The sequence below is a fragment of the Rhodococcus sp. NPDC127527 genome, assembly GCF_042672245.1.
Lineage (GTDB): Bacteria > Actinomycetota > Actinomycetes > Mycobacteriales > Mycobacteriaceae > Rhodococcus_G.
Genome location: NZ_JBHXVP010000020.1, coordinates 50,837 through 72,469, shown reverse-complemented (window position 1 = coordinate 72,469; position 21,633 = coordinate 50,837). Strand labels below are relative to the sequence as shown.

Below are 21,633 nucleotides of genomic sequence, written 5' to 3'. Positions count from 1 at the left end.
CAGGCGCATCAGCTTGTCGCCCTCGACACCCTCGGCGCGGATCTCCTCCGCGTACTGCTCGATCCGATCCTGGACCTGACCCATGACTTCCCTCGTCTCTGTAGATGATCCGGCCGATGGACCTAAATTAGAACATGTTCCACCTTATTGAGAAGTGCAACGGACTCGCCGGTTTCCTTTTCTCGGACTCCCAGGTCCAAGCGGGCGAGCGGCGAGGGGATCGGGGGTTCGGCGGCGAAAACGCTTGAAGTTCTGACGGTTGCTCGTGTTCACCTCGCGGGTCGGTCGTTGGGAGTTGATCTCGCGGGGAGTCGATGTCCATGGATCCGGCGGAGGCAGTTGCTCAAAACTGAAACGCGTTCTAGCTTGGCGGCATGGACGTGAGCTACGAGGGGACCAAGAGGGACGTCGTCACCGACAAGGGGGTGCTGCGCTACCACGAGGCGGGAGAGGGGCCGCCGCTCATCCTGTTGCACGGCTCGGGAATCGGCGTGAGCGGCTGGCGAAACTATCGGGGAAATCTGGCGGTCTTCGCGGAGCGGTTCCGCTGCTACATCCTCGAGTTCCCGGGGTTCGGGGTGAGTGATCCCGTCGACGGGCACCCAGTGATCACAGCGGGATCGTCGGTGATCCGCTTCATGGACGCGCTGGGCATCGAGTCGGCCGCGATGGTCGGCAATTCGATGGGAGGCGTCGTGGGAACCACGGTCGCCATGAGGCATCCCGAGCGAGTGAGCAAGCTGATCACGATCGGCGGGGTGGGGCCGAACATCTTCAGTCAGAACCCGAGTGAGGGCACCCGACTGCTGCAGGAGTTCGCCGACGGTCCCAGTCGCGACAAGCTGGTTCGGTGGCTCGAATGCATGGTGTACGACCGTTCGGTCATCACCGAGGAACGGATCGAGGAACGCTGGGAAACCGCGAACGATCCGGCGTCGCACGAGACCCTCGCCGCGATGTACGGCTCCGCAGCGTTTGCCGCGCAGCAGCAGTTCACGGCCCACTCGGACGCGCCGCCGTACTGGTCGATGATGCACAAGGTGCAATGCCCGACACTGCTGACGTGGGGGCTCGACGACCGGCAGTGCCCGCCGGACATGCCGATGGTTCCGTTGAGACTGATCCCCAACGCGGAACTGCACGTGTTCCCGAACTGCGGGCACTGGGTGATGGTCGAAGCCAAGGAGGCATTCGAGCGTGTAGCCCTGGAATTCCTGCTGCGGTGATGCGCGCCGCCGGCGACCGGTCGTGGGGCGAGTCGCCGGCGGCTCCACCAAGTGGTGGCATCCGTTCTGATCCCCGAGTCAGGGCTCTACCAGGGCGTATGTGGGTGCCCATGGGGTGGTGGGCTACCCTGAGACGTGTCACCAATGCAGGATGAATCCACTCGCACAGACGCCCGCAGCTACGAGGTCCGCACCTTCGGGTGTCAGATGAACGTGCACGACTCGGAGCGGCTGTCGGGTCTGCTCGAGGACGCCGGCTACACGAAGGCCGCGCCCGGCACCGATCCCGACCTGCTGGTGTTCAACACCTGCGCGGTCCGCGAGAACGCCGACAACAAGCTGTACGGCACCCTCGGTCACCTGCGCCCCACCAAGGAGTCCCGCCCCGGCATGCAGATCGCTGTCGGCGGCTGCCTCGCCCAGAAGGACCGCGACACCGTGGTCAAGAAGGCGCCCTGGGTCGACGTCGTGTTCGGCACCCACAACATCGGCTCGCTGCCGACCCTGCTCGAGCGGGCTCGGCACAACGAGGAGGCCCAGGTCGAGATCCTGGACTCGCTCGAGGCCTTCCCGTCCACGCTGCCGGCCAAGCGCGAATCCGCCTACGCGGGCTGGGTGTCGATCTCGGTCGGCTGCAACAACACCTGCACGTTCTGCATCGTGCCCGCACTGCGCGGCAAGGAGGTCGACCGGCGGCCCGGTGACATCCTCGCCGAGGTGCAGGCCCTGGTGGACGAGGGCGTGCTCGAGGTGACGCTGCTCGGCCAGAACGTCAACGCCTACGGCGTCTCCTTCGCCGACCCGGAACTGCCCCGCGACCGCGGCGCGTTCGCGAAGCTGCTCAGCGCGTGCGGGCGGATCGAGGGGCTCGAGCGGGTCCGGTTCACCTCCCCGCACCCCGCCGAGTTCACCGACGACGTCATCGAGGCGATGGCGAACACCCCGAACGTGTGCCCGCAGCTCCACATGCCGCTGCAGTCCGGTTCCGACCGCGTCCTCAAGGAGATGCGCCGCTCGTACCGCAGCACCAAGTTCCTCGGCATCATCGAGAAGGTCCGCGCCGCGATGCCGCACGCCGCGATCACCACCGACATCATCGTCGGCTTCCCCGGCGAGACCGAGGAAGACTTCCAGCAGACCCTCGACGTGGTCCGGCAGGCGCGGTTCACCAGCGCCTTCACCTTCCAGTACTCGAAGCGTCCCGGCACCCCGGCGGCCGAGATGGACGAGCAGCTGCCGAAGGAGGTCGTGCAGGAACGTTACGACCGCCTGATCGCCCTGCAGGAGCAGATCACGCTCGAGGAGAACCGGAAACTGGTCGGCGCCGAGGTGGAGCTGCTCGTGGCCGCCGGGGAGGGCCGCAAGAACGCCGCCACCCAGCGGATGAGCGGCCGCGCCCGCGACGGCAGGCTGGTGCACTTCCGGCCGGAGGGCGCCCTCGACGGACAGGTGCGTCCGGGCGACGTGATCACCACCGTGGTGACCGGCGCCGCCCCGCACCACCTGATCGCCGACGGTCCGGTGCTCACGCACCGGCGCACCCGTGCGGGCGACTCGCACGAACGGGGCATCACCCCCAAGACGCCACCGATCGGTGTCGGACTGGGACTACCGCAGATCGGCGCGCCCGCGCCGCTGCCCATCGCGACGGGATGTGGAGCATGACCGACAACCGCCCCGAGGACGACCTCGAGCAGTACCGCAAGGACATCGACGCGGCCGAGCGGAAGGTGAACTCGGAGATCGATCCGGGTCTGCGCGGCGTGGTGGTCGCGGTGGGGGTGCTGCTCCTGCTGCTCTCCTTCGCGCTGCCGCACACGGGAGGCGCGAACGGCTGGGACGTGCTGGTCGGCGACGATGCCGCGGTGGCGGAGTCGATCGCGCTGCCGTCCCGGGTGTTCGTGTGGCTGGCGCTGGTCTTCGGCGTGGTCTTCGGCGCCCTCGCACTCGTCACCCGGCGCTGGGCGCTGGCGTGGCTGTCGCTGGCGGGCTGCGCGGTCGCCGACGTGTTCGGCATGCTCGCGATCTGGTCCCGACAGACGCTCTCGCCGAGCGATCCCGGCGGTGGCCCCGGCATCGGACTGATCCTCGGCTGGATCGTGGTGATGGTGCTGACCTTCCACTGGATCCGGGTGGTGTGGAGCCGCACCGCCGTCCAGCTCGCGGCAGAGCAGGAGCGTCGCGAGAAGACCGCGGAGGCCGAGCAGCGTGACATCTGGGGTGACCTGAACAAGTAGCGCGGACGCGCTCACCGCGGCGCGCAACGGCCGGCCGGATCTGGCGGCGGTCCAGGGGGACTCGCCTCGATCCGGCCGGCCGTTGCGCTGTTCGCGATGGTGCCGGTCGACGACGCGGCGTACCGACTACCGCTCGTTGACGGCGCCCTCCGCGGCGTCCGCCCACTCGCGCCACTGCTGGGCCTGTGCGAGGGCCTTCTCCGCGTCCTTGCTCTTGCCCGCCGCCGTCGCCTTCGCGGCCTGTTCCTCGAACTGGGCGACCCGCTCGCGGAACTGGGCGGCGCGGGCCATCGCCTCGGGATCGGTTCGGCGCCACTGGGAGTCGACCGCGTCCTTGACCTTCTTCTCGACGGCACGCAGCTTCGACTCCAGGTCGTGCATCCGCTCGCGCGGCACCTTGCCGATCTCGTCCCACTTCTCCTGCAGGTCGCGCAGCGCGGCGCGCGCCGACTCGAGATCCTTCGACGGGTCGATGTCCCCGGCCTCACGCAGCAGCGCCTCCTTGGCGACCGCGTTGCCCTCGAACTCGGCGTCCCGCTCCGAGGCCGCGGCGTTGCGGGCCTCGAAGAACACGTCCTGGGCGCCCTTGAAGCGCTTCCACAGGGCGTCGTCCGCCTCGCGTGGGGCGCGTCCCGCGGCCTTCCATTCCACCAGCAGGTCCCGGAACGCACCGGCGGTCGGACCCCAGTCGGTGGAACCGGACAGCTCCTCGGCGCGGACGACCAGTTCCTCCTTGGTGGCCTTCGCTGCCGCGCGGTCGCGGTCCAGTTCGGCGAAGTGGGCCCCGCGGCGGCGGTTGAAGGCCTCCCTGGCCTTCGAGTAGCGCTTCCACAGCGCGTCGTCGACCTTCCGGTCGACCCCGCGGATCGTCTTCCACTCGTCGAGGATCTCGCGCAGGCGGTCGCCCGCGACCTTCCACTGGGTGGACTCGGCACCGATCTGCTCGGCCTCCGCCGCCAGCTCCTCCTTGCGGTGCGTGTGCTCCTCGCGTTCGTGCTCGCGCTCCTCCTTGGCCGCCACGGCGGCCTTCTCGGAGCCGGCGATCACCGCATCGAGGCGTCGGGCCAGCGCATCGACGTCGCCGATGACCGCCGCGGTGGGCAGGGACTCGAGGAGGGCCGTCGCGGCGGTCTTGGTCTTCTTCGCGTCACCGGCGCCTGAGGTCAGCCGGGCCTCGAGCAGGCCCACCTCCGTGGCCAGGTCGTCGTAGCGCCTGCCGAAGTGCGCGAGGCCCTCGGCGGCGTCACCGGCCTGCCAGGACCCGATCTGACGTTCCCCGTCGGCCGTCTTGACCCAGGCGGTGCCGTCCTCGTCGACGCGGCCGAAGAGGCTCGGGTCGCTCGGCGGGGCGACCGTCGGCGCGTGCACCGCGGCGGGTACTGCAGGCACGGCCGGTTTCACCGCTCCGGGCCTGGGCGCGCCCGGCTTCGGGGCGCCGGGCTTGGGTGCGCCGGGCTTGGGTGCGCTGCTGTCGGTCATGACTCCTCTTCCCTGCCGCGCGTCACGGCTGCCGTTGGCTCGGTCTCTCGGGTTTCATTCAACCCGGAACGAGCGGTCACGACTATTGAAACAGTTCGGACCCCGAGAGTCGGGATTCTGGGGTCGACTACCGTTGCCAGCGTGTTCACCGCCGCGGCCCTGGTCTCCTCGCCACCCCTGTTGATTCCCGCACTGGCGGGCGCGGCCGCGGTCGAGACCGCGGAGCTCCGCGAGGCGAGCCTGACCGCGGCCCTCGCGCTCGGCGAACGCGCCCAGAACTGGACCGTCATCGGTGTCGGACCCACCGAATCGGAGGTGCCCGCCGATGCGCGGGGCACCTTCCGCGGCTTCGGTGTCGACCTCCGGATCTCGATGTCCGCCGGGGCCGACGCCGTCGTGGACCCCGACCTTCCGCTGGCCGCGCTGGTCGCCGGGTGGCTGCGGGCGGAGTCGTCACCGTGGTCGACGGCGACCGCGGTGATCGTCGCGGAGGACACCTCGCCGGTGTACTGCGCGGAGCTGGGCGCGCGGCTGCGGGACACGCTCGACGCGGAACCCGGCCCGTGCGGGGTGCTCGTCGTCGCGGACGGGGCGACCACCCTCACCGCGAAGGCGCCCGGCGCGTTCGACGAGCGCGCACCGCAGGCTCAGCGCGAGCTCGACCGCGCCCTCGACGCCGGTGACCTCGAATACCTGCGGCAGCTCGACCCGGTCGCCTGCCTCGATCTCGGTATCGCCGGGCGCGCGGCCTGGCAGGTGCTGGCCGGGGTGTTCGGCGACGACGCCCCGCGGTGCGACACCTACTACCAGGGGGCGCCGTACGGCGTCGGATACCACGTCGGGATGTGGCTGCCGTGACCGTGCGCCCCGTCGCGGTGGTCGGGCCGACCGCGACCGGCAAGTCCGACCTGGGACTCGCGCTGGCCGAGCGGCTCGGCGGCGAGATCGTCAACATCGACGCCATGCAGCTCTACCGCGGCATGGACATCGGCACCGCCAAGGTGCCCGAGGACCAGCGCCGCGGCATCGCGCACCACCAACTCGACGTCCTCGACGTCACCGAGACCGCGACCGTCGCCCGCTACCAGCAGTCGGCACGCGCGGACGTCGAGGACATCGCGCGGCGCGGCCGCGTGCCCGTGATCGTCGGCGGCTCGATGATGTACGTGCAGTCGCTGCTGGACGACTGGGAGTTCCCCGCCACCGACCCGCAGGTCCGGGCGAAGTGGGAGGCGGTGCTCGCCGAGCGTGGCGTCGCGGGCGTGCACGCGGAACTGACCCGGGTCGACCCGCAGGCCGCCGCGACCATCCTGCCGACCGACGGCAGGCGGATGGTGCGCGCGCTGGAGGTCGTCGAGCTGACCGGGCGGCCGTTCGCGGCGTCCGCGCCGACCATCGGGGAGCCGCGCTGGGGGACTGTCGTGCTCGGCGTCGACCGGGACACAGCCGAACTCGACGAGCGGATCGGCCTGCGCACGGACCTGATGTTCGAGCAGGGCCTGGTCGACGAGGTGACCGCGCTGATCGACGTCGGGCTGCGCGAGGGTGTCACCGCGCCGCGGGCCATCGGCTACGCGCAGGTGCTGGCCGCCCTCGACGGCGAGTACGACATGGACGAGGCGCGTGAGCGGACCCTGATCGGCACCCGGCGATACGTGCGCAGGCAGCGGTCGTGGTTCCGGCGAGACCCGCGGGTGCACTGGCTCGACGCGGCGCGGGCGGACCTGGTCGAGGAGGCAATGACAACGGTGGAGAGAGCGTGACGAAGAAGACGCAGCGGACTACGGCGCAGTCGGGGCATCGCGACCCGAGGGTTACGGTGCGCAATGCCCGCTTCCAGCAGTGGCAGTCGTACCTGGGCACCCGGGCCAAGCGCACCAAGGCGGGGCGTTTCCTGATCCAGGGTGTGCGACCGCTGACCCTCGCGATCGAGCACGACTGGCCGATCGAGACGCTGCTCTACCGGGTCGACGGCGCGCCGCTGTCGGCGTGGGCGCGCGGCGTCATGGGCGCCTGGTCCGGGGAGAAGGTCGGCGTCAGTGGCGAACTGATGGCCGAACTGGGGGAGAAGGCCGACGCCGCACCGGAACTCATCGCCGTCGCGAAGACCCGTCAGCGGGGTCTCGGCGCGTTCGTCCCGACCTCCGGTGCGCCGCTGGTGGTGGTGTTCGACCGGCCGTCCTCGCCCGGCAACCTGGGCACACTGATCCGGTCCGCCAACGCATTCGGGGCCGACGCGGTGGTCGTCGCGGGGCATGCCGCCGACCCGTTCGACCCGCAGTGCGTTCGCGCCTCGACCGGTTCGTTGTTCGCCCTGCCGGTGTACTCGGCGGCCGACGCGAACGAGGTACTGGCCATGCGGGAGCGCCTGCGACGGTCGGGGCGTGATCTGATGATCGTCGGGACCGACGAGGACGGCGCGGTGCCCATCTTCGAGCACGACTTCGGTGGAGGCACGATTCTGGTGATCGGAAACGAGACCCGAGGCATGAGCGCGTCCTGGCGCGCGGCCTGTGATGTGACGGTGAGCATCCCGATCGGGGGGGCCGCGAGTTCGCTCGGCGCGCCCTCGGCGGGCGCGGTGTGCCTCTACGAGATCGCGAGGCAACGCGGATGAGCGACGACGAGTTCGACATCGAGTGGCAGACCAACCCGGACGGACTGTCCCGGGCGACCGCGGCCCGGCTCGCTGCCCGGCTGGCGCTGTTCGCCGGCGTGGCCGAGCAGGATGCCCTCGGTAAACTGACTGGCATGGAATTCAGCAAGGGGCACGGCACCGAGAACGACTTCGTCGTGCTGCCCGACCTGGATGCGGCGCTCGACCTGCGCGCCGACCGGGTGGCCACGTTGTGCGATCGCCGCAGCGGCCTCGGCGCCGACGGCGTGCTCCGGGTCGCGCGGGCCGGCGCGCTGCGCGCGGCCGGGGTGCTCTCGACGCTGCCCGACGGTGTCGGCGAGGGCGACTGGTTCATGGACTACCGCAACGCCGACGGTTCGATCGCCGAGATGTGCGGCAACGGGGTTCGGGTCTTCGCGCACTACCTGCGTGCCACCGGGCTGGAGCGGGCCGCCGAGTTCGTCGTCGGCAGCCGGTCCGGTCCGCGGCCCGTGGTCGTGCACCGCGGCGAGGGATCGTTCGGCGAGGTGACCGTCGACATGGGTCCGGTCCGCGAACTGGGCGTCACGACCGCGACCGTCGACGGGCAGCTGCTCACCGGCCTCGGGATCGACGTCGGCAACCCCCACCTGGCGTGCGTGTCGGAGTCCCTCACCGCCGACAAGTTGGCGAGCCTGGACCTGAGCCGCGCGCCGATCTTCGACCTGGCGTTCTTCCCGAGCGGGGTGAACGTGGAGGTCCTCACCCCGCTCGTGGACGGCGCCGTCGACATGAGGGTCTACGAACGCGGTGTCGGCGAGACCAGGTCGTGCGGCACCGGCACGGTCGCGGCGGCGACGGCGGCACTGCGTGCGGCCGGCCGCGTCGACGGCCAGGTGCGGGTCCGGGTGCCCGGCGGCGAGGTGCAGGTCACCGTGCGTGCAGGTCGGGCCTGGCTGCGCGGTCCGTCGGTCCTGGTGGCCTCGGGACGGATCGACGAGTCGTGGTGGGACGCGCTGGCCTGATCTGTCGCGCTCCGCGCCGCTGCACCCGCCCCGGATAACCGGGTGCACGGCGCGGGCTCGGCGTGGGACCATGGGCGTTGTATGACGAACACACGCGGCAAGACCGACACCCACGGCTTCGACGAGCACGAGGCCGATCACTTCGACGAACATCACGGGCACGACCCCTCGATCGGCGAGATGCAGCTCGACGACCGCAGCGCGCTGCGCCGCGTCGCCGGGCTGTCCACCGAACTGACCGACGTCACCGAGGTCGAGTACCGGCAGCTGCGCCTGGAGCGTGTGGTGCTGGTCGGCGTCTGGACCTCCGGGACCGCGGCGCAGGCGGAGGCCAGCATGGCCGAGCTCGCGGCCCTCGCGGAGACCGCGGGTTCGGAGGTGCTCGAGGGGCTCGTGCAGCGACGCGACAAACCCGACGCCGCCACCTACATCGGTTCCGGCAAGGCCAACGAACTGCGGGACGTCGTGCTCGCGACCGGCGCCGACACCGTCATCGCCGACGGCGAGTTGACGCCGGCCCAGCTCAATGCGCTGGAGAAGGTGGTCAAGGTCAAGGTCATCGACCGCACCGCCCTGATCCTCGACATCTTCGCCCAGCACGCCACCTCCAGCGAGGGCAAGGCACAGGTCGCGCTGGCCCAGATGCAGTACATGCTGCCCCGGCTGCGCGGCTGGGGTGAGTCGATGTCCCGGCAGGCCGGTGGTCGCGCGGGCAAGGACGGCGGCGTGGGAACGCGCGGGCCGGGCGAGACGAAGATCGAGACCGACCGGCGCCGGATCCGCGAGCGGATGGCCAAGCTGCGTCGCGAGATCAAGGAGATGAAGGGCGCCCGCGACACCAAGCGCACGCGGCGGCTGCGCAGCGAGGTGCCGTCGGTCGCGATCGTCGGCTACACCAACGCGGGCAAGTCGAGCCTGCTCAACTCGCTCACCGGTGCGGGCGTGCTGGTGCAGAACGCGCTGTTCGCCACCCTGGACCCGACCACTCGCAAGGCGGAGTTCGAGGACGGGCGACAGTACGTGCTCACCGACACCGTCGGGTTCGTCCGGCACCTGCCGACCCAGTTGGTCGAGGCGTTCCGGTCGACGCTCGAGGAGGTCACCGACGCGGACCTGTTGGTGCACGTCGTGGACGGATCCGACCCGCTGCCGACCGACCAGATCAAGGCCGTGCGCGAGGTGATCACCGAAGTCCTGCGCGAGACCGACGCCCCGGCACCGCCAGAACTGTTGGTGGTCAACAAGATCGACGCCGCGGACCCGGTCACCCTGACCCAGCTGCGGGGCCTGCTGCCCGGCGCGGTATTCGTGTCCGCGCGCACCGGGGAGGGCATCGCCGAACTGCGCGAGACGCTGGCGGAGATCGTGAAGGCGCCGGAGGTGGAGTTGACCGCCCTGGTCCCGTACACCCGCGGGGACCTGATGGCCCGAATCCACGCCGATGGGCGAATTCTCGGGTCTTCCCACGAACCGGAAGGCACACTGGTGCGCGCGAAGGTGCCGGAGGCGCTGGCCTCCGCACTCCGGGAGTACCGACACAGCGCCTGACCGGACGGGAACGGACATGACGGAACCGGCGCTGCCGCCTGTGTCGACGCCGCGGGCACCGCGGTCGGATCTGCCGGGCGCGCGGATGCGTAGCCGGATCGCGGTACTCGCGTTGGCGGTGGTCGGGTCGGCCGTGGTGACTGCGGCCCCGGCCGGCGCCGTGCCGGGGTCGAGTGGTTCCACCGGCTCCGCCGGCTCTTCGTCGGGTTCGGTGGCGTCGGACGCGCGCTTCGAGACGCTCTGCACGCCAACCGATCCCGGGCTCGCCGAGCTCTCCGGACTGGTGTCGACCGGCGACAGGATCTACGCCATCGGTGACAGCGGCACCGACGACGAGGTGTGGGTGCTCGACGACCAGTGCCGGGTCACCGGCACGGTGGCGGTGCCGCCGACCCCGGTCGACGTCGAGGACATGGCGATGTCCGGCGGTCGGCTCTGGCTCTCGGACACCGGCGACAACAACAGGATCCGCCAGCAGGTGTCGCTGACCGACCTGGACCCCGTCACCGGCGCCGGCTCGATGCACCTGCTCACCTACCCGGACGGCCCGCACGACGCGGAGACGCTGCTGGTCGGCCGCGACGGGCGGCCGGTGATCGTCACCAAGGAGGTCCTCGCGGCCAGCGGCATCTACCGCCCGGCGAACGGCGCCACCCTGGACCAGCTCGGCCCGGGCCCGGCACCGCTGCAGCGCATCGGGCAGATCGCCTACGCGCCCACCGACACCCCCGGCAGCCCGATGCCGGTGGCGGGGTCGATCCTGGTCACCGGCGGTGCGGTCAGTGCCGACGGCCGGGTCGTCGCGGTGCGGACCTACACCGACGTCTACCTCTACCCGGCGCCCGACGGTGACATCGCCGCGGCCCTGACCGGGACGACACCGGTCCGGGTCCCGATGCCGAACCAGCCGCAGGGCGAGGCGATCGCGTTCACCCCGAACGGGGACCTGCTCAGTGCGTCCGAGGCCAACGGTGGGCCGCTGCCGCCGATCGAGATCCTGCGCGGCGCCACCGGACTCGTCCAGTTGCCGGCCCCCGTCGTCGATGCGGCGGCGAAGGCCGACTCCGTCGGCGCGGGGACGGTCGTGGCGGCGGGCGCGGGTCTGGGCGCGGTCGCGGTCGGTGGCGCCGCGGTCTGGCGGCGGTCGCGCAAGGACACCCTGTAGATCGAACCGGCCAGTTCGAGGCGATCCGATCGGTAGGCTCCATGCCGATTCGTCGTCGGATGGAATACCGGCACATCTCACTGCTGCGAAGGGCTTGGATCAGATGTTCACTATTGCGGTCAAGAAGGGGCACGAGAACGTGTCGCTGCTCGGTATCGGTGCCTACCGCCCCAAGCGCATTGTCAGCAACGCCGAGGTGTGCGAGGTCCTCGACTCCACCGACGAGTGGATCTACGACCGCAGTGGGATCCGCAACCGTCGTTGGATCAGCGGCGACGAGACCGCCAAGTCGATGGCCGTCGCGGCGGCCGAACGCGCGATCAGGAACAGCGGCATCGACAAGGAACAGATCGGCGCACTCATCCTGGCGACGGGAAGCTGGAAGACCAAGATCCCGCACGGCGCCCCCCAGGTGGCGCACGAACTGGGCATCAACGGCATCGCCGCGTTCGACCTCGCGTCCGGCTGCGGCGGCTTCGGCTACGGTCTCGGCGTGGCCACCGACATGGTCCGGTCCGGGTCCGCCAAGTACGTGTTGGTCATCGGAGTCGAGACCATGTCCGTCGTGATGGAACCGACCGATCGCAACACCGCCTTCATCTTCGGCGACGGGGCGGGCGCGGTGGTGGTCGGGCCCAGCGAGCGGAACGGCATCTCGCCGACGGTGTGGGGCAGCGACGGTGAGAACGCCGGGGCGATCAGCCAGAACTACGACATTCCCGAGTACATGGACCGGGCGCAGGCCCTGCAGAGCGACGGCGTCGACGCGGAGCCGATCGGCCGCATGGTCGTCAACATGGAAGGCCCCCGGGTCTTCCGGTGGGCGGCGATCACCCTGCCGAAGGCCCTCGGCTCCATCCTGACGGAGTCCGGTGTCGCGATCGAGGACATCGAGGTGTTCGTGCCACACCAGGCCAACGCCCGGATCAACGACCTGATGAAGAAGAACCTCGGGCTCGGCGAGCATGTGCCGGTGGCCAACGACATCGAGAACACCGGCAACACGTCGGCCGCGTCGATTCCGCTCGCCATGGAGGAGATGCTGGTGTCCGGCAAGGCGAAGGGTGGGCAGCTCGCGCTGCTGCTCGGCTTCGGCGCCGGGCTGAGCTACGCCGGACAGGTCGTCACGTTGCCGCCGGCGCCGGTCGAAACCAGCTTCTGACCTCGAGGGACTGCGCAGTGTCCAACCCGTATCGGGGGCGGCCGACGGGTATCCGATTGGGTTGGGTGCGGGTCGGCCCGTGATACTGACCCGGTGTCGTCCGTCCACCACCTCCTGACCTCTGCATCCCACCTGTCGGTCACCGGCAGGTCGGCGGTGGTGGCGATGGTGGTGGTCGGCGTGCTGGGAGTCGTCGGCCTGGCGTCCGCCGTCGGCCGAATGTCGTTGCGGGCGGTGGCGATCGTCGCGGCAGCGGGCTGCGCGGCGACCGTCGGTGCGGTGGTCGTGCTGTGGGCGGCTTATCGCCCGCTGCCGGTCCAGATGTCGGGACGTGACGCGATGGTGGTGTCGGTGGCCCTGTCGGCGGTGTTCGCCGCGGTGGCCGTGGCGGCTCGCGGACCGGGCCGTCGACGGGCGATCGCGGCGGTGCTCGCGGCGAGCGCGCTCTGGGTGTCCGCGGCCGGCGTGGTGAACCGGGACGTGGGCCGGTACCCGACCGTCGGCGCGCTGGCCGGACACCGGCCGCCGCCGACCGCGCGACTGGCCGACTTCGACCAGGTGCCCGGTCCGCAGTCGCGGGTGCAGATCGGGTCGCCGACCGCCGCGGCGTGGCAGCCCCCGATGCGCCACACACCGGACGGAATGCTCACGCACGCCGAGATTCCCGGCACGGCGTCGGGTTTCACGGCGCGGCCGGCGCTGGTCTATCTGCCGCCCGCGTACCTCGACTCGCCGCGACCGCTGCTCCCGGTGCTGGTGCTGGTCGCGGGCAATCCCGGTCAGCCCGACGACTGGCTGGGCAACGGCCTGGCCGAGACCGTCAGCGCCTTCGCCGCGGCACACGACGGGCTGGCCCCGGTCGTGGTGGTCCCGGACGCGCTCGGGGCTACCGACGCGGTTCCCCTGTGCCTGGACTCGCGTCTCGGGAACGTGGACACCTACCTGGCCGTGGACGTCCCCGCGTGGGTCGCGAGCCACCTGCAGGTCGACGGCGCCCCGCAGGCCCGGGCGATCGGCGGGTACTCGTACGGCGGTACCTGCGCGGTCCAGTTGTCCACCAATCATCCCGACGTGTATCCGACGTTCCTGGACATGTCCGGTCAGGACGAGCCGTCGCTCGGCGACCACGCCGCCACGGTCGCCGCGACCTTCGGCGGCGACGAGTCCGCGTTCGCCGCGGTCAGCGCCCGCGAGGTGCTCATCCGGCACCCGCGCACGGGGGTGTCAGGGGTCTTCGTGGTCGGCGCCGAGGACGACGAGTACCGACCGCAGCAGCGACGGATGTACGACGCGGCACGCGCGGCCGGCATGCAGGTGCGGTACTACGAGCTGCAGGGCGGCCACAGCGGTCAGGTGTGGGGTCCGGGACTGGCAGGCGAGCTCGACTGGCTCGCCCGGCGGACCGGACTGCTCGCGCCGTAGCCTCAGGCGTCCAGGTCGGCGGCGACCAGTTTGGCCACCGTTTCCACCGCGGCGGGGTCGTCGCTGCTCACGGTGACCTCGACGCCCTGACCGGCGCCGAGGGTCATGATCATCAACGCCGATCCGGCGTCGACGGGCTCGCCGCCCGCGACCGAGAGGGTGACGGGAACTCCACAGGAGCCGACCGCGTCCGCGATGACGGCGGCGGGGCGGGCGTGCAGTCCGATCGACGATCCGACTGCGACGGTGGTGCTGGGCATGGTGTGGGCCTTTCTTCGGTGGGTTGGTGCGTTCACGCGGCGGCGGGGACGAGGTCCTCGTCGGGTACCGGGGCGGTGCGGCCGTGGACGAACTGTTTGGTGAGGACGACCGAGGCCGCGGCCACGACCGTGCCCGCGACGATCGAGATCAGGAACCAGCCGATGTTGCCGATCGCGAAGAGCACGAACAGGCCGCCGTGCGGGGCGCTGAGGGTGACGTCGGTGGCCATGACCAGTGCGCCGGTCACGGCACCGCCCGCCATCATCGACGGGATCACCCGGAGCGGGTCGGCGGCGGCGAACGGGATCGCGCCCTCGGAGATGAAGGCGGCGCCGAGGAACCAGGCGGCCTTGCCGTTCTCGCGCTCGGCCTCGCTGAACAGGCCGGGCCGCACCGTCGAGGCCAGCGCCATCGCGAGCGGCGGCACCATGCCCGCGGCCATCACCGCGGCCATGATCCGCAGGGTCGCGGGATCGTTGACGTTGAGTCCGGCGACCGCGAACGCGTAGGCGGCCTTGTTCACCGGACCGCCGAGGTCGAAGCACATCATCAGGCCGAGGATGATGCCGAGCGCGATGACGGAGCTGCCGGAGAGCCCGCCCAGCCAGTTGGTCAGCCCGCTGGTGATCATGGCCAACGGACGCCCGAGCACCATGAACATCAGCGCGCCGACGGCCAGGGTGGCGAACAGTGGGATGACCACCACCGGCATCAGGCCACGCAATACCTGCGGCACCCGGATCCGGCCGATCCACAGCGCCGCGAAACCGGCGATGATGCCGCCGACCAGGCCGCCGATGAACCCGGCTCCCACGAAGACCGCGACCGCGCCCGCGGTGAAACCCGGTGCGAGGCCGGGCCGGTCGGCGATGGCGAAAGCGATGAAGCCGGCAAGTGCCGGGACGAGGAAGCTGAACGAGAGCGACCCGATCTGGAAGAGCACCGCGCCCACGTACGCGCCGAGCCCGCTGTCGGGCAGGTTCCACAGCGAGTGGTCGAGGACGACGTCCTTCGCGCCGCCCGCGATCTCGTACCCCCCGAACAGGAAGCCGAGCGCGATGAGCAAGCCGCCGGCGGCGACGAACGGGATCATGTAGCTCACGCCGGTCAGCAGGATCTGCCGCAGGCGGGTGCCCCAGCCGACGTCGGATGATCCCGTCGCGGGTTCTGCGGTCCCGGCCGCGCCTGCCACGCGAGCCGCGGCGGGGTCGTCGGCCGCGTGGATCGCCTCGCCGACCATGGTGTCGGGCTCGTTGATGGCGCGTTTGACGCCGGATGCGACCACCGGCTTGCCGGCGAAGCGTTCCCGGCCCTTGACCCCGACGTCGGTGGCGAAGATGACGGCGGCCGCGCCCGCGATGACGTCGGGGCTCAGGGGTGTGCCGCCGCTCGAGCCCTGGGTCTCGACGCGCACCGGCACCGAGGCACGGTCGCCGGCGGCGACCAGCGAGTCGGCCGCCATGTAGGTGTGGGCGATGCCGGTCGGGCAGGCGGTGACAGCGACCAGGTAGCGCTGCCCCGCCACCGGTGCGACGTCCGACGGTGTCGCGGTGGCGGCGGGCTCGGCCGCAGGCGCGACGGGTCCTGGCGCCTCGAGACCGAGCGCCCCGTGCACGAGTGCGACCACCGCGTTCGCGTCGGGCGCGGCGCGCAGCGACGCCACGAACTCGGGCCGCACGAGCGCCCGCGCCAGACCGGAGAGCAACTTCATGTGCTCGGCGCCCGCACCCTCGGGTGCGGCGATGAGGAAGACCAGGTCGGCGGGGCCGTCGGGCGCACCGAAGTCGACCTTCGGGGCCAGTCGGGCGAAACCGAGGGAAGCGAGGGTCACGGCATCGGAGCGGCAGTGCGGGATGGCGATTCCGCCGGGCAGTCCGGTGGCCGACTGGGCCTCGCGGGCCAGCGCGGCGTCGCGCAACGCGGCAGGGTCGGTGGCGCGACCGGCACTGGCGAGTCGTTCCGCGAGGGCTTCGATCACCACCGCGGAGTCGGCGCCCAGATCGGCATCCAGGCAGATCAGGTCGGGGGTGATGATCGCCGCGGAATCGGCTGTGGGAGTGGACATGTCGGGTCCTCAGTGCTGTGGTGCAGGGTCGGAGACCGCGGGGGTCGGGGCTGCGGTGTCGGTGGGAAGGGCGGTGACGGTCACCGAATCGCGGTCGATCTGGTGCGGGCGCGGCAGTTCGGTGCCGGGCAGTCCGGCGGCGGCGGTGCCGTACGCCACCGCGAGCTGGAGTCGGCGTGACGGGTCGTCGCCGGCGACCTCGGCGAGGAGGTAGCCGGCGAGAGCGGCGTCGCCCGCGCCGACGGTGCTGCGCGGTGTGATCGCCGGAGCGTCGGCGAACCAGGCGCCGTCCGCGGTCACGAGGACGGCCCCGGCGGAGCCGAGGGTGGCGAGCACCGCGCCGACGCCGCGGTCCACCAGGGACCGTGCGGCCAGCACGGCGAGGCTCGGGTCGCCGCCGGCGGCGGCCGCCTCGAGTGCGGCCGGGTCGAAGCCGGTCAGCTGGCCGAGTTCCTCGGCATTCGGCTTGAGCAGGTCGGGTGCGGTGGCGGGGAAGCCCGCGGCGAGGGCGCGCAGCGGGACGTCGGAGGTGTCGACTGCGACCGCGCACGGCAGTGGCCACAGTTCTCGAACGAGACGGCCGTACCAGTCGTCCGGCACTCCGGGTGGGAGCGAGCCGCACAGTGCCACCCAGCGTGCGCTGACGGCGTGCTCGGCGAGCAACCGCGCCATCGCGTCCAGCTGTGCCCCGTCGAGCGGGTGCCCGGGCTCGTTGATCTTGGTGGTGGTGCCGTCGGGTTCGGTGATGGTGAGGTTGCTCCGGACCGCGGCCGTGGTGGGCACGAGGTAGTGGTGGACGCCGCGGTCGACCAGAGCGGTGACCAGGGGGTCGTCGGCGGGGGCGGGCAGGATCGTGGCGGTGGGGCAGTGCGCTCCGGCGACCACCCTGGCCACGTTGACGCCCTTGCCGCCGGGGTCGCTGGTGGTTGCGGTGGCGCGATGCACCGATCCACGCTCGAGCGGCTCGGCCAAGTCGACGGTGCAGTCCAGGCTCGGGTTCGCAGTCAGGGTGAGAATCATGCGACGACCACCTCGACGCCGTGGCCCTCGAACTCGGCACGGTCTCGCGGTTCGAGGTCCGCGTCGGTGACCAGGACGTCGACGCCGTCGAGCGGCGCGAAGCTCACCAGGTCCTCACGTCCGATCTTGCTCGAATCGGTCACCACGACCACGAGGTTCGCGCAGCGCACCATCGCCCGCTTGACGGCCGCTTCGTCGAGGTCGGGCGTGGACAGCCCGTGTCCGGCGGTCAGGGCGTTGGTGCCGAGGAACGCGACGTCCACCCGCAGGCCGGCCAGAGTCGTGACGGCCTGGTCGCCGACCACCGCCTGGGTGACGCCGCGGACTCGGCCGCCGAGCACCTGCAGGCTGTGTTGGCCGGCGCACCTCGCGGCGATCGGAATCGAGTTCGTGACGACCGTCAGGTCCCGGTCGGTGGGCAGCAGTGGCGCCATCCGGACCGTGGTGGTGCCCGCGTCGAGGGCGATGCTGCCGCCCTGGCCGGGCAGGTAGGCCAGGGCGGCAGCGGCGATCCGGTCCTTGGCCTGCGCGTGGCTGTGTTCGCGCTCGCCGAGACCCGTTTCGCCGATGGTGATCGCGGACGCGGAGACCGCCCCGCCGTGGACCCGGCGGATGAGTCCGAGTCGGTCGAGAGCAGCGAGATCGCGTCGGACCGTCTCGGTGGTCACCTGGTAGGCGTCCGCCAGGTCGGTGACCGAGACGCGACCGCGCTGGCCGATCAGGCCCGCGATCGCCTGTTGCCGCTCTTCCGCGTACATGTGGCCTCCTGCCCGAATAAATGTTGATTTATGTTGTTTTACGCCTGAGTGTGTTGACATGTCAAGGGTTTCGAGTAATCCTCGGCACAGTGCCTGTGTCGAGTGATGCGGGAGGCAGCGTGGGTTCGAACCGAGGAGTGAGCATGTCGGGATCCAACGTGGGCGATGCAACGCCGCAGGTGGACGGCCGTCCGGGGGTGCTCGCGGGGACGCCCGTGGTACCCGGAGCCGGGTACGGGCCGGTGATCAGGCCCGGCGCGCGACCGCCGGTCCCCGCTCGGCGCGCCGACCTGCCCGCGGCCGACCGTCCGGCGGAGAAGGAACGATTCCTGGCGGCCGCCGAAACGGTGTCCACCCGGCTGCTGGCGCGCGCCGACGCGGTCGCCGGGGCGGGCGCCGAGGTGTTGCGCGCCACCGCGGCGATGGCTACGGACCGCGGGTGGCTGGGCGCGGCCGGGTCGTTGGTCGACGGGGGCGAGCGCGCCGAGTCCGCGGTCGCCGCGGCGACCGAGCAGTTCGTCGCTGCATTCACCAAGCTGGGCGGGCTGATGGCAGAGCGGGTGACAGACCTGCTGGACGTGCGGGACCGGGTGCTGGCCGAACTCGCCGGCGCGCCCGAGCCGGGCATCCCCACTCCGGAGGTCCCGTCGGTGCTGCTGGCGACGGACCTCGCTCCGGCCGACACGGCCGTCCTCGATCCGGCCCGGGTCCTCGCCATCGCGACCACACTCGGCGGTCCGACCAGCCACACCGCGATCATCGCTCGCCAGCTCGGCATTCCCTGCGTGGTGGCCGTCGCCGGACTGGACGCGGTCGAGCCGGGCGCGGTGGTGCTGGTCGACGGCGAGGCCGGACTCGTGGAGGTCGAGCCCGCACCCGAACGGGCGGTTGCCGCAGCCGCCCACGCCGCGGAGGTCCGACGCCGAACCGAGTCGTGGACGGGCCCCGGACGCACCCGCGACGGCCACCCGGTGGCGGTGCTGGCGAACGTGCAGGACGGCGCGAGCGCCCGTGCCGCGGCGTCGTCGGCGGCCGAGGGAGTCGGGTTGCTGCGGACCGAGCTGGCGTTCCTGGACCGGGACACCGAACCGACCGTGGAGGAGCAGGCCCTGATCTATCGCGAGGTGTTCGACGCGTTCGCCGGCGGCAAGGTCGTGGTGCGGACCCTCGACGCCGGATCGGACAAGCCGTTGCGCTTCGCCGGGCCGGTCGACGAACCCAACCCGGCCCTGGGCGTGCGCGGCTACCGGATCGCCGCGGCGAACCCCGGGATCCTGGACCGGCAGCTCGACGCCATCGCGCTGGCCGCACTGGACAGCCCGGCGTCGGTGCTGGTGATGGCCCCGATGATCGCGACGGCAGCGGAGGCCGCCGAGTTCGCGACCGCTGCCCGGGCCCGGTCCCTGGTGCCCGGTGTGATGGTGGAGATCCCGGCCGCGGCCCTGATGGCCGACCGGATCCTCGAGCACGTCGACTTCCTGTCGCTCGGGACCAACGACCTGACCCAGTACACGATGGCCGCGGATCGGTTGTCGGCGCCGCTGGCGGCGCTGACCGACCCGTGGCAGCCGGCGGTCCTGGCGTTGGTGGCCCGCACGGTCGCCGACGGGTCCCGGGCGGGCAAGGCCGTCGGGGTGTGCGGCGAGGCGGCGGCCGACCCGCTGCTCGCGTGCGTGTTGGCGGGTGTCGGCGTCGCCTCGTTGTCCATGGCGGCATCGGCGATCGCGGCCACCGGGAGCGCACTGTCCGAGGTCGACCTGGACGCCTGCCGCCGCGCGGCGGACGCGGCGCTGGGAGCGGCGGATCCGCACACCGCGCGAACGCGGGCGGCGGAGATTCTGCGCGGGTAGCGGCCCGATGCGGTGGCACGGCCCGGCGTGATGGCCCACGATGAAGCCATGGACCCGGTCGAGGCGTTGCGCGAGATCGCCTTCTGGCTCGAGCGTGCCCGCGCCGAAACCCACCGGGTCAAGGCGTATCGACGGGCCGCCGACGTCGTCGAGGCGCTCTCGCCGGAGCAGCGCGATCGGCTCGGGCGGACCGACACCTGGACGGCGCTCAGCGGAGTCGGGCCCAAGACCGCCGCGGTCATCGCGCAGGCCTGGGCCGGGGAGGTGCCCGCGTACCTGACCGAGGTCAAGTCGAAGGCCCAGCGGATCGGGGAGGGCGGCCGCGAACTGCTGGCCGCGCTGCGCGGGGACCTGCACACCCACTCGGACTGGTCGGACGGCGGCAGTCCGATCGCCGAGATGATGCGGCGCGCGGCGCTGATCGGGCACGAGTACTGCGCCCTGACCGATCATTCCCCGCGGCTGACGGTCGCCAACGGGCTGTCCGCCGAGCGGTTGCGCCGCCAGCTCGACGTCGTCGCGGAACTGAACTCCGAGCTCGCGCCGTTCCGCATCCTCACCGGGATCGAGGTCGACATCCTCGACGACGGAACGCTGGATCAGGATCCCGGCCTGCTCGCCGAGCTCGACATCGTCGTCGCCAGTGTGCATTCCAAGCTCGCGATGGAGTCCGATGCGATGACCCGACGGATGGTGCGGGCGGTGGCGGACCCGAACGTGGACGTGCTGGGTCACTGCACCGGCCGGCTCGTGGAGGGCAGGCGCGGGACGCGGCCGGAGTCGGCGTTCAACGCCGAGGTCGTGTTCGAGGCATGCAAGCAGTTCGGCACCGCCGTCGAGATCAACAGCAGACCCGAACGCCGCGACCCGCCTGCCCGGCTGATCGCGACGGCCCTCGAACGCGGTGTGCTGTTCTCCATCGACACCGACGCGCACGCACCGGGCCAGCTCGACTTCCAGGGTTACGGCTGCGAACGGGCCCAGGCCTCCGGTGTTCCGGCGGACCGGGTGATCAACACCTGGCCGGTCGACGAACTGCTCGCCTGGACGCGCGAGTAGCCCTGGCTACGGCTCGGCCATGACCTGTTCGGGCGGGACCCGCGTCGCGGCCCTCCTGGGCTTCCTGGCCTTGCGTGGCGCGGGCTGCTTCGCTTTCACCGTCTTCTTCGGCCGGGCGGGTACCGTGCGCGGCGTCGCCTTGGCGTCGAAGTAGTCCCCGCCCTTGCGGCGGACGTCGTCGGTGCCCCAGGACCGGTTGCGCGCCACCGGCGCCATCTGCGGAATGTGCTTGCGGCAGTGGATGTACGCCTCCTCCACATCCACCACCACCCAGCGTTCGGGCGTGCGGCCGGTGCCGTGGTCCTCGGGCAGGTCCGGCACCTGCGCGCGCAGGTCGCCGTCCTCGACGATCCGGGCGGTCCCGTTGACGTGCAGGCCGATCAGATCGTGGACGAAGTCGATCATGAGGATCCCGACGTGTGGGTTCTCCCGAATGTTGCCGAGGCTGGCCATCACGCCGTTGCCACGGTACTCGGGATAGGCGAGGGTGTGCGGATCGATGACGTGCATGAAACCGGGGGCGCCCGCCCGGAACGTCGAGTCGCACTCGCCGCGGGAGTCGGCGGTCGCGACGAACGCCATCTCCTGCCTGCTCGCGAAGTTGATCATCGTCGGATTCAGGTGGGCGAGAACCTGATCCGAGTAGAACCGGGCCGCGCGCTCGGTGGTTCCGTACTCGTCCTGCAGCTCATGTTCGCCGACACTCCCCACGGTGTCACGAATTGTCATGGGACTCCTATGCACTTGGGACACGCCCGCC

General features: G+C 71.3%; 19 protein-coding genes. 13 read left to right on the top strand and 6 right to left on the bottom strand.

The window, feature by feature from the left end; genetic code table 11:
* Positions 1-374: 374 nt before the first annotated feature.
* From ACFVH2_RS23505 to ACFVH2_RS23495, 3 genes are all read left to right on the top strand, one after another.
* The gene (locus ACFVH2_RS23505) at positions 375-1,226 is read left to right on the top strand and encodes an alpha/beta fold hydrolase (protein WP_378427497.1); all 852 of its coding nucleotides are present in this window, start codon (positions 375-377) and stop codon (positions 1,224-1,226) included.
* A gap of 144 nt (positions 1,227-1,370) precedes the next feature.
* The gene (gene miaB, locus ACFVH2_RS23500; protein WP_378427495.1) at positions 1,371-2,891 is read left to right on the top strand and encodes a tRNA (N6-isopentenyl adenosine(37)-C2)-methylthiotransferase MiaB; all 1,521 of its coding nucleotides are present in this window, start codon (positions 1,371-1,373) and stop codon (positions 2,889-2,891) included.
* Positions 2,888-3,463 carry a hypothetical protein gene (locus ACFVH2_RS23495; RefSeq protein WP_378427493.1) on the top strand — a complete coding sequence of 192 codons (576 nt, stop codon included), beginning with the start codon at positions 2,888-2,890 and terminating at the stop codon, positions 3,461-3,463. The genes miaB and ACFVH2_RS23495 overlap by 4 nt, the downstream gene beginning before the upstream one ends.
* Positions 3,464-3,589: 126 nt before the next feature.
* Here the strand turns inward: ACFVH2_RS23495 and ACFVH2_RS23490 are convergent, their stop codons facing one another.
* Positions 3,590-4,942: a DUF349 domain-containing protein gene (locus ACFVH2_RS23490; RefSeq protein WP_378427491.1), complete on the bottom strand. Its 1,353-nt coding sequence runs from the start codon at positions 4,940-4,942 to the stop codon at positions 3,590-3,592.
* Between the two features lie 141 nt (positions 4,943-5,083).
* On the opposite strand from ACFVH2_RS23490, the gene ACFVH2_RS23485 reads away from it, so the two are divergent.
* The 8 genes from ACFVH2_RS23485 (at position 5,084) to ACFVH2_RS23450 (ending at position 13,860) form a co-directional block, all read left to right on the top strand.
* Complete coding sequence (locus tag ACFVH2_RS23485) at positions 5,084-5,800, top strand: hypothetical protein (RefSeq protein WP_378427489.1); 717 nt, start codon at positions 5,084-5,086, stop codon at positions 5,798-5,800.
* Positions 5,788-6,705: a tRNA (adenosine(37)-N6)-dimethylallyltransferase MiaA gene (gene miaA, locus ACFVH2_RS23480; protein ID WP_378427487.1), complete on the top strand. Its 918-nt coding sequence runs from the start codon at positions 5,788-5,790 to the stop codon at positions 6,703-6,705. Before ACFVH2_RS23485 ends, miaA begins: the two co-directional genes overlap by 13 nt.
* Complete coding sequence (locus tag ACFVH2_RS23475) at positions 6,702-7,559, top strand: TrmH family RNA methyltransferase (RefSeq protein ID WP_378427485.1); 858 nt, start codon at positions 6,702-6,704, stop codon at positions 7,557-7,559. The genes miaA and ACFVH2_RS23475 overlap by 4 nt, the downstream gene beginning before the upstream one ends.
* Positions 7,560-7,693: 134 nt before the next feature.
* Positions 7,694-8,563: a diaminopimelate epimerase gene (gene dapF / locus ACFVH2_RS23470; RefSeq protein WP_378427511.1), complete on the top strand. Its 870-nt coding sequence runs from the start codon at positions 7,694-7,696 to the stop codon at positions 8,561-8,563.
* Positions 8,564-8,644: 81 nt separating this feature from the next.
* Positions 8,645-10,111, top strand: a complete 1,467-nt coding sequence (gene hflX / locus ACFVH2_RS23465; RefSeq protein WP_378427483.1) for a GTPase HflX — start codon at positions 8,645-8,647, stop codon at positions 10,109-10,111.
* Positions 10,112-10,127: 16 nt separating this feature from the next.
* Positions 10,128-11,276 (top strand): hypothetical protein, encoded by a 1,149-nt coding sequence (locus ACFVH2_RS23460; protein WP_378427481.1) that lies wholly within the window; start codon positions 10,128-10,130, stop codon positions 11,274-11,276.
* A gap of 103 nt (positions 11,277-11,379) precedes the next feature.
* Positions 11,380-12,438, top strand: coding sequence for a beta-ketoacyl-ACP synthase 3 (locus tag ACFVH2_RS23455; RefSeq protein ID WP_378427479.1), 1,059 nt, complete (start codon positions 11,380-11,382; stop codon positions 12,436-12,438).
* A gap of 93 nt (positions 12,439-12,531) precedes the next feature.
* On the top strand, positions 12,532-13,860 hold the full coding sequence (locus ACFVH2_RS23450) for an alpha/beta hydrolase (RefSeq protein ID WP_378427477.1): 1,329 nt from the start codon (positions 12,532-12,534) through the stop codon (positions 13,858-13,860).
* A gap of 2 nt (positions 13,861-13,862) precedes the next feature.
* Here the strand turns inward: ACFVH2_RS23450 and ACFVH2_RS23445 are convergent, their stop codons facing one another.
* The 4 genes from ACFVH2_RS23445 to ACFVH2_RS23430 are packed head-to-tail and all read right to left on the bottom strand — an operon-like array spanning position 13,863 to position 17,964.
* Positions 13,863-14,120, bottom strand: a complete 258-nt coding sequence (locus ACFVH2_RS23445; protein ID WP_378427475.1) for an HPr family phosphocarrier protein — start codon at positions 14,118-14,120, stop codon at positions 13,863-13,865.
* 32 nt (positions 14,121-14,152) lie between these two features.
* Positions 14,153-16,186, bottom strand: coding sequence for a fructose-specific PTS transporter subunit EIIC (locus tag ACFVH2_RS23440; protein WP_378427473.1), 2,034 nt, complete (start codon positions 16,184-16,186; stop codon positions 14,153-14,155).
* Positions 16,187-16,195: 9 nt separating this feature from the next.
* Positions 16,196-17,206, bottom strand: a complete 1,011-nt coding sequence (locus ACFVH2_RS23435) for a 1-phosphofructokinase family hexose kinase (protein WP_378427472.1) — start codon at positions 17,204-17,206, stop codon at positions 16,196-16,198.
* On the bottom strand, positions 17,203-17,964 hold the full coding sequence (locus ACFVH2_RS23430) for a DeoR/GlpR family DNA-binding transcription regulator (RefSeq protein ID WP_378427470.1): 762 nt from the start codon (positions 17,962-17,964) through the stop codon (positions 17,203-17,205). The genes ACFVH2_RS23435 and ACFVH2_RS23430 overlap by 4 nt, the downstream gene beginning before the upstream one ends.
* Positions 17,965-18,107: 143 nt before the next feature.
* On the opposite strand from ACFVH2_RS23430, the gene ACFVH2_RS23425 reads away from it, so the two are divergent.
* Complete coding sequence (locus ACFVH2_RS23425; RefSeq protein ID WP_378427468.1) at positions 18,108-19,814, top strand: phosphoenolpyruvate--protein phosphotransferase; 1,707 nt, start codon at positions 18,108-18,110, stop codon at positions 19,812-19,814.
* 48 nt (positions 19,815-19,862) lie between these two features.
* The gene (locus ACFVH2_RS23420; RefSeq protein WP_378427466.1) at positions 19,863-20,873 is read left to right on the top strand and encodes a PHP domain-containing protein; all 1,011 of its coding nucleotides are present in this window, start codon (positions 19,863-19,865) and stop codon (positions 20,871-20,873) included.
* A 6-nt stretch (positions 20,874-20,879) separates the two neighbouring features.
* Here the strand turns inward: ACFVH2_RS23420 and ACFVH2_RS23415 are convergent, their stop codons facing one another.
* Positions 20,880-21,602, bottom strand: a complete 723-nt coding sequence (locus ACFVH2_RS23415; protein ID WP_378427464.1) for a pyridoxamine 5'-phosphate oxidase family protein — start codon at positions 21,600-21,602, stop codon at positions 20,880-20,882.
* Positions 21,603-21,633 lie beyond the last annotated feature (31 nt).